We start from the raw sequence: 16,405 nt of genomic DNA, 5'->3' as shown, positions 1-16,405 counted from the left end.
ACGCCGTCGACGACCCGCCAAGGCGAGGCGCTGAACCTGGCCACCTCACGCCAGCCGTCGGGGCACCTCGGGGTGATCAACGGGATCGACGCGATTTCCCAGGCCCCGATCATGCTCGACCCGTTCACCGCTTACCTGGACAAGGTCACCAACATCAATGTCGTCCTGATCGGCGACATCGGCAAAGGGAAATCTTCGGTGATGAAAACCGTCGGGTCGTGGCGGCAACTCCCGCTGGATCGGCAGGTGGTGATCTTCGACAAGAAACTGCAGGAAGGCCTCGGCGAGTACTCGCACATGGCGAACGTGTTGGGCGCCAACAGCTTGCGCTTCCGCGCCGGCCACCGCACCGGGGGTGCCCGGATCAACCTGCTCGACCCGGCGATCGCGCTGCGCCTGGACGAACGCGACACCGACGAGCGCCCAGCGGGACAGCTCGCGTTGGTCAAGGCGGTGTTGGTGGACACCATGATGCAGCGTGGGCTGTCGGAGACCGACCATGCTGCGATCGCCCGCAGTCTTGAGCTCGTGTCGACCGAGGCGCGCGACGCGGGGTACGACCCGACCATCGCGCATTTGTGGCGGCGGCTGCTCGACCCGCAACCTGGGGACGGGGACCCGTTCGGGGCCTACGCCCCCGCGTATCGGCGGTGGGGCCGCGACTGCGGGCTCGCCCTCAAACGCTTGGCCGAGGACGAACTGTCCGGTCTGGTCGACGGTCCCACGAGCGCGGACGTGCGTGCCGCGCTCGAGCATCCGTTCGTACATACCGACATCTCCGCGCTGCCGGAGGACGGACATGCGCTGCGGATCGTGATGACGGTGATGAACACGTGGCTGGCGAACCTGCTCGCCGACCGATCCCGGGCACACCGCCAGACGGTGCTCGGGATCGAGGAGGGCTGGCATATCGCCGACGGGTCGACCGGGAAACTGGTGCGGGCCAACATGAAACTGTCCCGTGGTACCGGTCTGTCGACCTGGACGGCGTTTCATCATTTGGCGGATTTCCCGCCCGATTCACCGGCGCGGGCGTTGATGCGCGAGTCCAGCATCGTTTACCTGTTCGGGCAGGACCGGCAGGTGGATGCGGAGGAGTGCGCGCACATGTGGGACCTCCCGGCCGGGTCCGTCGAGACACTCATGTCACTCGGGCGGGGTGAGGCCCTGTTGAAGGTCGGGTCGGAAGACCCGATCCTGCTGCGCCACATCCGCTCCGACATCGAAGCCACCCTCACCAACACCGACACCGCCATCCTCGGACACCGCACCTGACCGGCGCCGCAATGCTCGACAAGGAGGTCCACATGAGTCTCTACCGGCACCACCACTCGCCATCCGGACACGGAGGTGCGCCATGAACGTCCAGCGCACCGGGGACGGCGGGCCGCCCCCGATCCTGCGGGTCTCCACTGTGTTCAGTAGTGGGATCGTCGTTGCGGTCCTGGTCGCGCTCTGGGCCGGTCCGGGCCTGTCCGGCGTGCTCGCCGGACACGGCTGGTCACCCACGACGGGCACGGACGTGGCGGGTTGGCTGCACACACCCGCCGATCCGGCGTCGAGCTGGGCGCACCGGCCGGTCCCCGGACCCGCGGCTCTGCTCTATGGCGCAGTGCTCGTCGTGTTCGTCACGGAAGTCGTTGTGCTGACCTGGGTTTGCCTCGTCATTGGCCAACGGGCCGCTAGCCGGGGCGCGGGCCTGGCGGGTCCCGGCATGTTGCGGGCGAGCGGACTGTCGTCCCGCGCCGCCGCACGGAAATCCGTCGGCGAGTTTCCGAACCTCGCTACCGACGCTGTAGTGCGCGGTGGCCGGATACGAAAGGAACCAGCGTGACCAGGCCGACTACTGTCTCCGACCGAAGGCCTTCGTCGAGTTTGCGGGCGGCGGCGCGACTGCGACGAGCGATCGCCCCAGATCGGTTTGCCCGCCGGGTCGCCGTCGACATCGGCGCGTTGGACAGTGCGCGGTGGCACCGGGTATTCCTGCAGCACCGCGACGGTGTGTTGGTGCACGGGCCCACCGGTTCCGGGAAGACGTGGCGCTTCGCCTACCACCTCGTCACGGACGCGCCCGGATTCTGTCTCGCCACGACTACCAAGTCGCGCGACGTGCTCGCCGCCACTCTCACCACCCGCGCTGAGCACGGGGAGATCGGGGTGTTCGACCCGGAGAACATCACCGGATGGCCCGACCGGCTGCGCTGGTCGATCCTGGCCGGCTGCGACCAACCCGATACTGCCATCCGTCGCGCCGCCGCATTGGCCGCCGCGATGCCGATCGAGGGCACCAAGAACACCGGCTATTTCGAGGGCAAGGCCGCGACCCTGCTGCGCTGCTACCTGCACGCCGCGGCGCTGGATGCCCGCTCGGTACGGGACGTGCGGATCTGGATCAACTCCCGCACCTCTACCGAGGCGCGCGACATCCTCAAAGGTGTGCGCCCGGATTGGGCCGCCGAACTCGACGAAATTCTCGGTAATACCTCGGACTCCACCGGTGATGTCGTCTCCGCCTGCGCGCGGCTGCTCGAGCCGCTCGCGTCCCCGAAACTGCTGGCTGCCGTGGATGTTCCGTTGCCGGCGTCGCTCGATGTCGCCGCGATGGTGCGGGGCGGGGCGAACACGCTGTATTTGGTGTCGGAGGGTACGAGCCGGTCGATGGCACCGTTCGTCGCCGCGTTGGCGCACGAGGCCGAACACCATTTGCGGGAGGACTCGCAGACCCGTCCCGGTGGGCGGCTCGACCCGCCGGCGCGGTTCGTGCTCGACGAGATGAACAACGTCGCCCCGTTGCCCGAGCTGCCGTCGAAGATGACCGACACCGGTGGGCGCGGGATCAACCTGTGGTGCTTCGCGCACAACCAGGAACAGAACGAAATGCGCTGGGGCCGTGCGGGTGGGCGGATGCTGTTCACCTCCGCCCCGGCGGCGATCATCCTGCCCGGCCTGCACGGCGAGGACGAACTCGCGTCCCTGTCCCGGCTGATCGGGGACCGCGAGCACTGGCAGGTCAGCCACGGTCGCGCCGGGGCGTCGTATCAGGCGCAGCAGCGCCCGATCATGACCGGTGCCGCGATCCGTCGCATGGGCGACGACGAAGCACTGCTGTTGTACCGCAACGCCGCCCCCATCAAGCTCCATGTGCCAACCGTGTGGACCCAGCGCCGCCCCCGCCGCACCGTCACCGCCGCGCTGGACGAATTCGACGCTATCGTCTCCCGCCGCAGCCGCGTCCCGGCGCGGTACCGCACCCGCAGCGGCGAACTCGCGACCGAAGCGACCGGCTCATGAGTAACGCCGAGCAACCACCGCAGGCCCGGTTGCCCGTCGATGCTGTCGCGGGCACCCCCGCCTGGCCCGACACTGCGAGTGTGGGGCCGGATTACGGGTGGTCGCGCTACGCGTGGCGCTACCTCGACCGCGAGCAGGCCCGCGAGCTGTGGGGCGAGCTGACCGACTGGGTCGGTTGGCTGCGCGCCCGTTACCAACTCGGCCACACCATCCCGCCCTGCTGGTACCGGCACGCCGTCATGGTCGAAGAACTCACCGCACTCATGGCCGCCCACCACGCCGCCTACACCACCAGTTCGGACGGACACGACCCCCCGCGCGACACCCTCGCCGCCTGGCACCGCCACTGGCACTGGCCGCTGGTCGACCGCTTTCCCGCACTGTCGAACACCAGTCGCTGCAGTGACACCGGTTGCGGGCACACGGCCCGGAACCCGGTCACCCTTGACGGGTTACCTGAATTCCTCGCCGCTGATCTCGACACCCGACCCGAACCAGCACTGCCGCAACCCAAGCGATACCGACAGGGCTCGACCGCGGGCCGCCTCCATCCTGTACCGTCCGGGCCGCCGACCGCGCACGTCGACTCGCAACGAACCGGACAACACCGCCCAGACGCGATGTGCCTGAGCGCAGCCGCGATGGCCGAACACCGCGCCGCCGGCGATGCGGTCGACCTGCCCGACGCACATGGCCGCCCCCGCGTACGCCTGCATGACCACGTATGGGTCCGCTCGCAGACCGCCGGGGGTTGGCTCCGCCAACCCGACGGTGAGGACTCACCCGCATGACTGCGCCCACCATGTCACGGCCAAATACCGATCGGAGGTCGGCGATGACGCGCTACCGGATCGATGGGCACACCGTCGACGCCGACGACGAAGAGCGGCTCCAGCCGCTGCTGGCGCACGCCCACCGCGCCACCGGGAGCACCGGCACGCGCCCAGTGTGCCTGTGCCGCAACGGTCGCGGGTCGATCGCTCCAGGTCCGGCGATGTATGTGGCGCGGATCAACGGCATCTACATCCTCAAACGCATGCCCGGCACCGGTACCGAGCATGCTCCGCAGTGCCGCTCCTACGACCCGCCTCCGGAAGTATCGGGGGCGGGGGAGGTGCTCGGCTCCGCAATCACACTGTCACCCGGTGACGGCGCCACCCGCCTCACACTCGGATTCTCGCTCACCCGCGCCCCCGGCCGCGCCGCCCCCACCGCTACCGCCGACACTGACCCCACCAGCGCCCACACCGACGGCACGAAACTCACCATCCGAGCGCTGCTGCACTTCCTGTGGGACGAGGGCGGCCTCACCCGCTGGGATCCCGCGGTCGCTGGCAGGCGCAACTGGAGCCTCATCCGCCGCGACGTGCTGCACGCGGCGCAGGACAAGGTCGCCAAGGGCCAATCACTCACCGACGCGCTGTACGTCCCCGAGTCATTCGACCTCGACCACAAATACGAGATCGCTGCTCGGCGCGCTAGCCTGTTGCGCCAGGTCGCCGCACCCTCGAAGGGGCGGCACAAGCTTCTGTTGCTTGTCGCGGAGGTCAAGACCATCGCGCCGGCCCGGTTCGGGTACAAGGTCGTGTTCAAACATGTCCCGGACTGCCCGTTCCTGCTCCCGGAGGATCTGCACCGGCGTCTGCACAAGGCTTTCGATATCGAACTCGCGTTATGGGAGGCCGTCGAGCACACCCACCTAGTCGCCGCCGCGACATTCGCGGTGTCCCCGGCCGGGATTCCCACCCTTGACCAGATCGCGCTCATGCCCACCACCGACGCCTGGATCCCATTCGAGTCCGTCTTCGACAAGACCCTGCTCGACACCATCACCGCCGCGCGTCGACCGTTCCGCAAAACCCTGCGCTACAACATGACCCGCGACAAGCCCCTAGCCAGTCTGGTCGTCCTCGACACCGATCCAGCGACCGCCTGCTACATCGCCGACGCCGACCACGCGCCCGCGCACGAGCGGGAACTGGTCGACCTCATCGCAGACAGCAGTCTCGCTTCGTGGATCTGGAACCCCACCACCGCATCCGCACTTCCGCCCCTGCCCGACCGCAGCACCTCCATGGAGAGAAGCCCGGCATGACCTTCCACGACCGCGTCGTCACCATCGCGACCTGGCACCTCACCACCCTCATCGACGCCCAACGCGCCATCCGCGATCCCGCGGCAGCCGTCGCGCATGACTGTGAGATTCGCGCCCGCTACGGCGAGGTCGGCCTGTCCGTGTCACGAGCAGTGAATAGTGCTTGGCCACAGCGGTTCTCGCTCGACGATGACTCCGCCCGGGCATTCGTCGCGGCGCTGTATCCGGCCCAGTGGCACGACCGTGCACGCCGCGATACGATTGTTCCGCCGCACGCCCTCGACCCGCTCAACGCGGTGCGCGAGAGTGCCCGCACCCTGGTCCTCGACGCCAGCCGATGGCAGATCCACACCGACACCGTTGTCGGCGACCCACCCGATGTCGCCGCCACGCTCGACGACTACCTCACCGCCCACGACGCCGCGCGCGCCCAGAGTTGCGGCGGGGCGGAGATCGACAACGCCGTCTTCGAAGGCGCCGACCAGGCCCTAGACACCATGCGCCGAGAACACCATCCCGGTCGCGAAGAGATCGCCGCCGCCCTGTTCCACAGTGGCGCAGCCACACTCACCACCCGCTGGCGCGACACCGAGCAAGTCCGGCTCGACGCCATCGGAAATGCTGTAGGCACTGCGCTGGACGCGAGCACCGACTACCAGCGGGCCGAGGCCGTCGATGCGTTCCTGGACAGCATCGACAATGCCGCCGCCGTCCAGATCCGCATCGACCAGATCGAGGCCACCATCGACACCGCACTCACGTTATACGCGTCGCGAAACAGCGCGGAGGTCGACGACACTCGGGATCGATTCACGACGCTGATTGCTAACCACGCACCGCCGATTTCCGCAACCGATGCGGCCGGCACGGCGGCAGTGCGCGACAGGTTCGACTTCTTTCGGGATCTCGACGGCGGCGCCTACAGCGCAATCGAATGCGAACGCGACGGCGAAGGTGGTGTCGAAACCCTCGTCACCCGCGCCGCACTGGAGTCGCACTACGACGCGCCCGAGTACGCGGCCCGGGTCGAACTCGAGGACTCTCTCGACGCCGGCATCACCGAACGCTTCGCAACCGACGACGACCCCGACCGGGTAGTCGTCATCGGCATGGACCGCCGCAACTGGGTCGCCCACGAATACCGCCGCGACCCCAGCGCAGCCGATGGTGAACGCTATATCGGCGAACTCACTGCCACGATGCCGGTCACTCGGATCGACGACCTCCTCTCTGCGCTCGAAACCTCACCACACCGCACGACGATCGACTACGACACGGAGTTCGCTGAGCCAGTCCACGTCCCGAGCCACGTGCGAAACCGATTGCTAGCTTTCCAATCCGAGATCGACCGCCAGCGCGACGACGGTCGGCACCAATTGGCGGGTCCGAAGCCGCTTGGTTGCGTTGTCGGCAACGACATCTCCGCACCGGTAGAAATGAACGCGACGGTTGTCCGGTCTCAACACCATCGGGACGGCGGGCGGCCACCGCCACCGGCGCTGCCTCAGCGGCGAACACTGTGACATGTATCCGGACTTGTCGGTGGCCTCGGAGATGATGTGAACGTTGGCGCACCGAGTCGACATCGAGAGGAGGTGAATCGACGATGATCATCGTCAGCGCACTCGCGCTCCTCGCCCTGCTAGTCCTCGGCGTCTGGGCATTCGGGGGAGTGCTCGCACGCTTCTTCGGCGGCCTGCTGATCATCTCCAGTCTGTGGAGCCTCGTACTTGTCGTTCTCACGCCCACCATCTGGCCGTTCCTCTACCTCGGCATCGGACTGTCGCTGTGGCTGTTTGGGCAGTGGCACTTTGCTGCGAAGTATCACCTCTGGAAGACACCCCTCGCCCGTCGGGCATTCGCCCTGCCCGCACTCCGGGTGTTCGATCCAACGCGGCGATGGGCTCGGATTCCGTGACAATCTCGGTCTAAGTCACGTGTGTGTCTGCGCAGCGATCGCCGAGGTCGCCGCAGACGCCGCAACAAGCAGTAGGACCATCGGTAGGTCCGCTCCTCGACTGGACCCAACAAGCCTTCTTGGATGTCTGCGCGCCTTGCTACAGACCGAGGCCCTTCAGCAAATGCTCACTACGCTGGACGCCGCCTAGCTGTAGCGGCAGCGTCCCGGATCGCATCGTCGTGACTGGGGCGCAGGCAGAATGTGGACGGCAAATTCAACCGTAAAGCTGCTGTAACCAACTTCCGATTGTTTACGATCCCTTTGGCGAAGCATCATCAATGTCTGCGACGTTTCTCGGGGGAGATATGACTGACCAGCCGTATCCGTATCAACCGCAGCCGTACCCGAATCAGCCACCGCCCGCGCCGCCCACCAAGAAGCGACGTAAATGGCCGTGGGTCGTGGGCGCTGTAGTCGTAGTGCTCATCGTGATCGGGATCGCGAACAGCGGAAGCTCCGACGAAAAGAACACCGCCGATTCCACTCCGAGCGCACAACCTGCCGTCCCGAGTGTCGAAGCACCACCCGCCGTCGCACCGCCAGCTGCTGCCGCGCCGCCTGCGGCCCCAGCGCCAACCACCACTATCCCGCCTCTCGCACCGAAGCCACCTACAGGGAACGGGAAAACCGTTGTTTACGAGGTCATTTCGGACTCCGATTCGCTGAACTCGGTGACATGGTTCGATGAGAACTCGGCAATACAGCAGGAAACGTCAGCTTCCGCTCCGTGGTCGAAGACAGTGACCAACAAGTCCACCTATGTCATCGCTGGTCTGGGCGCTCAAACTGAAGGCACGTCTGTGACGTGCCGCGTGACGGTCGATGGCGTCGTGAAAGACGAGCAGACGGCCACGGGACAATATGCGGTTGTGAACTGCAACGGATAACCGAGACACACGAAAGCACCCCCGGCGTCCAATCGGAAACCGGGGTGCTGGTGTTTGGCGCAAGTTGTCGGTGCGAATCCCTACGCTAGCGATTCTGGAAACGCCTGTAACGGAACGCGACTGACTTTCGACACTCGGTGGCATCGAACAAGGGGGAACCATGACCGACCCACCGCAGTCGTATCAGTGGCAGCCGCAACCGCCGCGGCCGCAGCAGCCGTGGCAGCCGCCGAATAAGAAGCGGCCCGGGTGGCTGAACGTGCTTTTCCTGCTCGCAGGCGGATTCGGTGTGTTGTTCTTGTTCGTCGTCATCGTGTCCGCGTTCGGCGGAAACGATGACGAGACCAGCAGCGCGCCGCGCGCTACAACCGCCACGTCGACTCCGGCGCCCGAATACTCGGCTGCAGCTAAGGCCGAGTTCATTCGTTTGGTGCGCGCCGGCGACCAAACCGGCCTGACTCCCGATGACCAGGCAATCGTGATGTCGGGTCAGGACTACTGCGAACACACCGCATCAGAGGGAAAGGCCTCCGCTGACAAGGTATTCAACACGGCGAATCTTTCGGAAGCTTCGTGGCGCTCGTTCCAGAGCGCTTCGATCACTGCACTCTGCCCGCAGTACCTCGCCTCCCTTGGTGCGGCGCCCACGGCCCCCGCACCACCGCCCGTCGTGCAATCCCCGTTGCGCGCACCAACAACTACCGCCGAAGCGCCTCCGCCTCCGCCGGTGCAGACCTACGTGCCGCCACCGGTCGATGTTCCCGAGCCCGACATGCCCACGGTGAATGCGGGCTCGTTCTGTTCACCCGGCGGTGCTGTCGGCGTCACTGCAAAGGGAACGCCGATGGTATGTGCCCCGGCGTCAGATGGCCGCAACAGATGGCGTAGCGCTGGATAACCAGCTTTGGGGAACGTCGAGGACAACCAATCATTCAGCGCACAGCGCGAACGCACTCGGGAGTGAGGACAATCCAAGAGACATCTACTCGGCCCTATCGCGCTCGGTACGGCTGCGCTCATCGCCCTGGTTCCCGCGTGCTCCTCCGACGACGACACGAAAGCTGAAAGCACAAGTACCACCACGACGCAGTCCACGACGACAGCCGTCGCGGCCCCGCCACCAGCGGCCCAAATTCCAGCCGCACCAGCGCCAGACGTTCCCGGCAAAGTCGTAGTGCGCGGGACCGACAGCCAGTGCAGCAACCCTGCGCCGGCTGCACCAGTCGGCCTCACCGCCACCGACGTCCACCTCGGCGTTCCCGGATACGCAGGCACCGCAGCAAGAGTCACGTGGACCTACGCAGGCGATCTACCGCCAACCGGCACCGTCATGTTTTCGCTCCTTGCAGCCAGCAAGGACGGGCGAATCACCCAACAGCTCGGATACAAAATGCTCGACGGGAAGCAGATCGCGTATTTCACGATGGGCTTCGGCGGCCCGCAAAACAACCTCTCCGGTTACCCCGACACGGCCACACCCGGTCAGGTCACCGCCGTAATGCCCAGCGCCGCAGTCTCATCCCTCCGACCCGAATGGCACTGGTCAGCGGTCCTCAACATCTAAGGCATAGACGTAGACCACTGCCCCGCAGTATGACTCACGAGCGCCCGCGACCAGGACGATAGACCGAAGAGCACCGGCGCGTTGTATGGCTCAGGGTTTGAAGGGACTGCTGCGCGACCATCGCGTCGATTGCTCCTCGTTCCGTTCTTTAAGTGGCGGAACGACATCCACGCGCTGACCGAAGCACATCGACACCAGATATCGAATCGTTGCCATAAACGACTGACCTTCACCGCCGTTCCTGGGTGTTGTGATGGCACCTCCTCCCGAGCACAGTTGGTGACACACTCGGCCCGATGCAGCCGGAGGGCGACCCTAGTGATGAGGACTTGCGGGCCGAGCTCCCCCGCAGTACGCACCGCCGCAGGAGTCGCTCGTAGTCGCGGCCGGTTTGATTGTGGACACTTGGTCGGTCGAGCGAAACCGAGCGGTATCTCGTGAGGCAGCGCGGCACATGCCGTTAGAGATGGAGGTTCGGCCCACCGTGTGTCGGCGGCGGCGGCGGCGGCGGGGATGGGTGTCGGTGCCTTGTTGTTGACCTCGACGAGCTGACATCGAGGGTGTCGGGCGTGTCCTGTTGCAAGCCGCGGGCGCGCGTGATGTTGACGGCCGCGTCCGTTGGACGAAGCTCCAGGATCTCTGTGGAGTGAAGTACGGTCTCGGCATCCGTGACAGTGCGGCGCAGCCGGTCGAGGCTGTTCTTGTCGATCTGTTCTGCTTCCTGTTGCGCGCGCTGGAGGTCTCTGTCGGTGACGATGCTGTGGTCGCCGCTGGCGGAGCGTAGTTCGTTGATGGATGCTTCAGCTGCGGTTTGAGCTAGGTCTGCGAGGGCTAGGAGGTGGCGGGCGTCGGCGGTCAACCTAGCGAGTCCCCGCGCGGCCGCAGCGGAAGGGTCGGCGGATTCGTGGCTGGAGTGTCTGGTCAGTTCTGAAAGCCTGGCCGCGGTGGTTTCCGCTGCGCGTTCGAGCTGGATCCACTCGTGGTGGGCATCGATGGCGGCGTCGCGGTAGGGCCGCTGCAGGTTGTGTGCAGCGTGTTTCCGATGCAGCTGTGACGCCGCGTCCTGCAATGCCGGAGTGGTCCCAGCCTCGAGCGCTGACGCGAAAGCGATTGCTTCTCGGCGTGCTTCTGTGGCCAGACGGTGCGCGGCCTCTATGCGCGCGACGGCGTGCGGGAAGGGTGGTTCGGCAGTCGCTGGTACGCCGAGCGACGTCAGCGGTTGCACCAAGTCGTCCGGTCGGCGATCGTCCGGCGCGAGTTCGCTGTCCGGTGGCGGAGGGTTCTCGTCGTCGGCGGGTGGTTCGTCGGGAAGTGGAACGTCGAGTCCATCCGGATCGGTCGCTGTGGCACTCCGGCCATATGCCGCTGCCATGGCTGTGGTGTCGTGCTGCTGGAATTGTGGAGCGGTGTAGGCGAGGAGTTGTTCTTCCTCCTCGATGGTCATCGGGGGCTGGTCAGGGAGCGTGGAGTCGGTGTAGTTCGCTGTCTCTCGGATCAGCACTTCGATCCGAACCGCCAGTGCCGCAGCGAGTTCGGCAGACCTTAAGGGGCTATGGTCCTGGCCGGTGAGGAGGAGGTCGTTTGCCGTGTCGAGGAGTTCACGGGGCGCCCATGGGGTGTGGCGGGCGGATTCGATGGCGGCGACGAGGGTTGGCCACGCGGGGTCGGCTATGACTCGGTTCGCGCTGCGCTCGCCGATGGCGTCGGCGAGGTCGCGAGTCCATTCGGGCCGGATGGCGACGGTGCCGCTGTCGGCTTGGAGTGCGCCGGGGTCGAGTGTGCGGGCGAGTCGCCACCAAAGTGCCGCCGCGGGAAGTTCGTCGGGCAGTGCGGCATCCCCAACGGCGGTGCGCGTGAGAGTGGTGACGTCGATCCCGGCGCGCGCGAGGTGGTCGAGACGGTCGGCGAGGTCGGGCCAGAACGGGTCGCGCGTGAGGTGCGGGTCGAGGGCGTCAGCGAGGGGTTGCCAGCGCGCCGCCGCCGCGGCCGGATCCGCGCCGACTGAGGCGGCGAGCTCGCGCAGGCGGTGCTGTTCCCGCCACGGGGCGGCGGCGTATTCGCTCGGGCCGATAGGCCTGCGGTCGTGGTCGGGGATGCCGCGTGCCGCTCGGAACACTGCGAGATCGGTGAGTAGACGGTCGTTTTCGCCGACGAACTGACGTGCCCATAAGGGTGCGGTTGTGGGGGTCCAATCGACCGACATCGCTGAGACTTGGCGTGCGTAGGTCTGGACTTCGACGGCGCGCGTTGTGAGGTAGGTGCCCCAGTCGGGGTGATCCGTGAGGGAGTCAGGGACGGTAGGGAGCCACGGCAGTGGTCCGGATCGGTGGGAGTGTTGGCCGGTGGGGTCGAGTCGCGAGTCGAGGACGGCGGCCGCGTCGCGTGCGCCGTGGAGGTCGGCTTCTTTCATCGCGTCGGCGAGCATTTCAATCGGGTTGTGGTCGTCGACGGCGAGGGTGGCGAGGTGGCGGCGCAGCACCGGCCACGCGGCCTCCTCGGTCACGCCGGGCACGAGAATTCCGGCGGCGCAGTCAATCTTGTTCATGTAGTCGGTCCCGAGGAGATGCTCGGCACCGGCGCCAATCGCGTCATGGTAGGTCCCCGCTGCGTGCCTGAGGAGTGCGCGCGGGTCGGCGAGCTGGCGTTGTGTGGTGTGCGCAGACGGCTCGGCTGCGTCGCGGCTGAGGATGTCGCGGAGCAGATCGATGCCGGCGGGTGGGCGTAGTCCGTCGGCGGTCATGACGGTGTGGAGGTCGCCGTCGCTGGCGGTGGGGAGGTAAATGTGGTTGGCGTGGCGGCCGCGGGTGGCGGCAACGTAGAGCAGTTCGCGGGTCTCGGTGCCGGTGAGGATGGTGTGGCAGGTGTCGGCGGTCAGGCCTTGTGCGGCGTGGATGGTGCGCGCGTAACCGAGGGTGGTGTGCTCACGCACGTAGTCCGCGGGCAACGTCACGATGCGCTGCAACTCCACATTTCTGACCCGCAAACTCCCGTCCTTCTCAACATTTTCGACGTACCAGCGGTCCCCGTTGCGGACCCAGTCGGTGGCGGTGATGGCCAGGCGCCGGTCGTTGCGGCGAGTGCACACAATGTCCCCGGCGCTCGCACACAGTCCGTCGGCGAGCGTGACTTCGCGGTCGGTCGTGTCGCGGGCGAGCCTGCGCCGGAGACGATTCAGCCGCCCGCGCCCGAGTTCTGACGCTTGCGCGGCCAATCTGTCGGTGCGGGCGCGGGCGTTGAGTTCGTTGACGGTGTCGCGGGTGTAGGCGAGCATCACGCTGTCGTGGCCGGCTGCTTGATCGTGGGCCCACGCCTCGTATCCGGCGTCGGTGATGGTGACGGTGGAGCCGGTGTGTAAGCGCCCCTGGTCGGCGTAGAACCCGAGCGCGGTGTCGTCCCCGCTTCTTAGCGCGAGGGACGCGGGGCCTTCGGCGGGATCGGTGAACCTTACGACGTGGGAGAGCGTTAGGGCGCCGGTGGTGTCGGCGATGTCGCGCAGGATTCCGCCGGCACTGATGGCGGCGAGTTGCCGGTCGTCCGCGACGAGTCGGACGTCCGCACCGCGGTCCAGTAGATACGACACGGCGAGGTCGAGTTCGCGGGTCCCGGCCATCCCGGCTTCATCGACCACGACCAACGTGCCCGCCCCGATCATGGTGAACCACCCGGGTAGCGCGGTGGCGGGAAGCAATCCATCACCGATGTCGCGTGCGCGGGTCCGGATCTCGGGCGGCATCGAGGCGGGATCGGCGTGGGCTTGGCTGTAGATCAAATGGTTGAGTTTGGCGAGATTGTCGGTGCTGGTATTGATTTCCTCACGCAGGACCGCGGCCGCGGCGGCGGTCGGGGCGAGCCCGAGGACGGTGCGTCCGGGGGTGTTGGTCCACGCACGTGCGAGGGTCCGCATGGCGGTGGTTTTCCCGGTCCCGGCGGGCGCGAGCGCGAGTTGCAGACGGCGTCCGGAGGTGGCGAGTTCGCGCACGAGCGTGGCTGGGCCGGTGTTGAGTTCGCGCCCGTTGGCGGCGGATTCGAGCAACGCCAACTCGACGTCGAGGTCGCGCGCAACGGCACCGCCCCCTCGTTTGGCGGCGATCAGGAGCCGTGTTTCGGCGGCCAGAATGTCTTGACTGGTGTAGAGGTCGGTGCCGGCGGTGGTGTAGACGGGGGTGCCGTTGCGGCGCCGCAAAGCGGCGGGAGTGAGCGCATCCGACGCCTCGACCGGGGAACGGAGCGCGACAGACCGGCGCGGATCGCACGCCGCATCCACGAGCCTCGTCGCCACCGAATCCAATTCCCGCACGGCAATTCCGGTGGAGCGGAGGCGGCGTTCGGCTTCGGCGCGCAGGTGATTCGGTTGCCAGCGGGCCCGTCTCGTCGACACCGCATCGACAATGCGGTCGGCCTGCGCTGCGATCCACGCATCGTCGATGTGCCGCACGGTGGGTATGGGGTGGGTGAGGGTGTCGGCGAGCATCGCGGCCACCTGATCCGGTCCGCCGAGCAGGTTTTCGGCGTCGGTGCGCCAGGACGCGCGCTGCTCGGCCAACGATCGGGGTTCGTGTTTGGCGCCGCGGGTCTGCAGATTCGCCGTTTGGGCGAGCGCGACAGCCTCGATGGGAGTCGGTTCGCGACCGTGGTCGCGTTGAAAATCGCGGGCGAGTTGGCCGATGCGGTGTTCGATCGCGGCACGTCGCCCGGACCACGCGGCGTTCAATTGTGGGTCGATGCCGACGATTTCCCGGACCGGTTGCTTGCGCCGATCCCCGTTCGGCCTTTCCTCGAACCGGATGGCGAGCCGGTCGGTGAGGTGTGCTTCGAGGCGGGTGTTGTACACCTCGGAGGCGGCGACGGTGAGCTTGTGCAACGGCCGCGCATCCAACGCCAGCCACCGGCTCTGCCCGTCCGGTGTAGTGGTGCGGACCTTATTCGAAACCACCAGATGCGTGTGCAGGTCGGGGTCCCCGGCACGAGAATCACGGTGAACGAACGCGGCAGCAATGAGGCCGTCGGTATCGACCTGGGCGATGCCGTCGGTGCCCAATCGGGTGTAGGCGGCGTGGGTTTCCAAAAACCGCAACGCGTCCGCGACGGCTGCATCGTGACACTGCGCGATGGTGTCGGACACGCTGCGGGGTGCGAGTGCCCAGAGGGTGGACACGGATTTGACGGGGGAAAATGTGCAGTCATAGCCGGCGACCGCGTCGGTCTGCTGCCGCGACAACCGGGCCATCCACCCCGAGAACTCCCGGTCGTCCAATGGTGGCCGGCCGTACTCCTTCTCGAAGAACTCCCGTGACACTTGGGTGCGGATGGCCGCGCGAATCTCGGGGTGGATCGGGGCATTCCATTTCGCACCGACTTCCTCGTTGAAGGCCTGAAAACGTTGCGCGACCGCGACCCGAAACCTCGTGGCACCGGTGTAGACGTGGAACGGACGCCCCAACTTGGTGAGGGAAAGCGCGACCTGTTCGGTCCGGTCGGCGGCAATCGCGGCACCCAGAATCTCGTCGGCGTTGGGGTGCAACCCTTCCCCGAACAACGCCTTCATCTGCTCCTCGCACACGCGGTCCCCAGCAGTGATCCCGTAGCGCCCGTCGCGGTCGAGACCCGCCAACCCGGACCCGAGCCAGACGCCGGGGGACTCGCCTTTTTCGGCGTAGTAGTCGCCGAGGCTGGTGCGGCCGAGGTCGGTCGCATCGGCCGCGGCGACCTGGCGGGTGAGGTATTCGTACCCGTCGCCGGCGGTGAGTTTGTGCAGACTCATCACCCCCCAAACGGTTCCAGGCACCCTCGCGAAACTCACTGTCGCTGAGACGGGGTGAGACGCCCGCGACCGAACCGTGACCTGAATGCAAGAGGTGTGAGGTGGTTGGGGTCTCTGGGTTGTGGAGTTTTGAGTGGTGGGCTGTGAGGGTCGGTCGAGTCAGAGGAGCTGTCGCCAGTCGAGTGAATGGGAATTCATTCGGATGTTGGGGTTGATGGTCGGTTGGGTCGAGGATCCGCCGACCGGATGCGCCGGCGGCGGCGTCGCGATCGGAAGGAGACGACGATGACAACCAAGAAGGATTCGCGGGATCGGGCGCGGCGGCGGATGGCCGAGCGGATGGCGTCGATTCAGGAACGGGAGAAGGCGAACGAGGCTGATCTGGCGGTGGTGTTCGACGCGGCCGAAGCGCGCACTCGCGCCGAACGACAACACGCGGCGGCGCTCGCGGCAGCCGAGCAGGAGCTCACGCGGGTAAGTGAGCACATCGATGCCACGCGTGCAGCGGCGTGTGCGCGGATGCGGGGGCGCGGCGAAACCGTGGACAGCATCGCCGAGCTGACCGGCGAGGCGGCGGGGGAGATCCGCAAGATCCTCAAGACCAGCGGTGACGCCGCGGCGAACTCCGCCGCCGAACACGCGACGAGCGTGGCCAGGGCGGGCAACACCGTCACCATGAAGTCCGGCAGCGCCGCCGTCCGCGGTTCCGATGCGATCGATTCCGCCTCGGTGGAGACGAGCGAGCAATGAGACCTGTCGATCTGGAATTGCCATGACGGTGTTGCGGTTCGAGGTTTGTTGCTGACTGAACCCCCATCAATGCGAGCACTTATGAATGTCGTATTGG

The 16,405-nt window shown here is 66.7% G+C and carries 12 protein-coding genes; 11 read left to right on the top strand and 1 reads right to left on the bottom strand.

Annotated elements, in window-relative coordinates:
* The 10 genes from A8G08_RS27445 to A8G08_RS10770 form a co-directional block, all read left to right on the top strand.
* Nucleotides 1–1,275: ATP/GTP-binding protein (locus tag A8G08_RS27445; protein ID WP_169823291.1), on the top strand; the 1,275-nt coding region annotated here is incomplete at its 5' end.
* An 82-nt stretch (nt 1,276–1,357) separates the two neighbouring features.
* Nucleotides 1,358–1,834, top strand: coding sequence for a hypothetical protein (locus tag A8G08_RS10805; RefSeq protein WP_068273602.1), 477 nt, complete (start codon nt 1,358–1,360; stop codon nt 1,832–1,834).
* The gene (locus A8G08_RS10800; RefSeq protein ID WP_157108511.1) at nt 1,831–3,291 is read left to right on the top strand and encodes a type IV secretory system conjugative DNA transfer family protein; all 1,461 of its coding nucleotides are present in this window, start codon (nt 1,831–1,833) and stop codon (nt 3,289–3,291) included. The genes A8G08_RS10805 and A8G08_RS10800 overlap by 4 nt, the downstream gene beginning before the upstream one ends.
* Nucleotides 3,288–4,082, top strand: a complete 795-nt coding sequence (locus A8G08_RS10795; RefSeq protein ID WP_068273598.1) for a hypothetical protein — start codon at nt 3,288–3,290, stop codon at nt 4,080–4,082. Before A8G08_RS10800 ends, A8G08_RS10795 begins: the two co-directional genes overlap by 4 nt.
* A 44-nt stretch (nt 4,083–4,126) precedes the next feature.
* On the top strand, nt 4,127–5,386 hold the full coding sequence (locus A8G08_RS10790; protein ID WP_068273596.1) for a DUF1173 domain-containing protein: 1,260 nt from the start codon (nt 4,127–4,129) through the stop codon (nt 5,384–5,386).
* A complete protein-coding gene (locus A8G08_RS10785; protein WP_068273594.1) occupies nt 5,383–6,909 on the top strand; it encodes a hypothetical protein in 1,527 nt (508 codons plus the stop codon). The genes A8G08_RS10790 and A8G08_RS10785 overlap by 4 nt, the downstream gene beginning before the upstream one ends.
* Nucleotides 6,910–6,992: 83 nt before the next feature.
* Nucleotides 6,993–7,304: a hypothetical protein gene (locus tag A8G08_RS10780; RefSeq protein WP_068273590.1), complete on the top strand. Its 312-nt coding sequence runs from the start codon at nt 6,993–6,995 to the stop codon at nt 7,302–7,304.
* 461 nt (nt 7,305–7,765) lie between these two features.
* On the top strand, nt 7,766–8,233 hold the full coding sequence (locus A8G08_RS26630) for an MmpS family transport accessory protein (RefSeq protein WP_157108510.1): 468 nt from the start codon (nt 7,766–7,768) through the stop codon (nt 8,231–8,233).
* 160 nt (nt 8,234–8,393) lie between these two features.
* Nucleotides 8,394–9,131 carry a hypothetical protein gene (locus tag A8G08_RS10775; RefSeq protein ID WP_068273589.1) on the top strand — a complete coding sequence of 246 codons (738 nt, stop codon included), beginning with the start codon at nt 8,394–8,396 and terminating at the stop codon, nt 9,129–9,131.
* Between the two features lie 276 nt (nt 9,132–9,407).
* Nucleotides 9,408–9,797 (top strand): hypothetical protein, encoded by a 390-nt coding sequence (locus A8G08_RS10770; RefSeq protein WP_245672770.1) that lies wholly within the window; start codon nt 9,408–9,410, stop codon nt 9,795–9,797.
* A gap of 460 nt (nt 9,798–10,257) precedes the next feature.
* Here the strand turns inward: A8G08_RS10770 and mobF are convergent, their stop codons facing one another.
* Nucleotides 10,258–15,558, bottom strand: coding sequence for a MobF family relaxase (mobF, locus tag A8G08_RS10765; protein WP_068273586.1), 5,301 nt, complete (start codon nt 15,556–15,558; stop codon nt 10,258–10,260).
* 285 nt (nt 15,559–15,843) lie between these two features.
* Here mobF and A8G08_RS10760 point away from each other — a divergent pair, with 285 nt between their 5' ends.
* Nucleotides 15,844–16,308 carry a hypothetical protein gene (locus tag A8G08_RS10760; protein WP_157108509.1) on the top strand — a complete coding sequence of 155 codons (465 nt, stop codon included), beginning with the start codon at nt 15,844–15,846 and terminating at the stop codon, nt 16,306–16,308.
* Nucleotides 16,309–16,405: the final 97 nt, after the last annotated feature.

The sequence above is a fragment of the Aldersonia kunmingensis genome (assembly GCF_001646865.1).
Lineage (GTDB): Bacteria > Actinomycetota > Actinomycetes > Mycobacteriales > Mycobacteriaceae > Aldersonia > Aldersonia kunmingensis.
The sequence above is the reverse complement of the archived record's forward strand: the minus strand, read 5'-3'. Positions and strand labels throughout refer to the sequence as shown.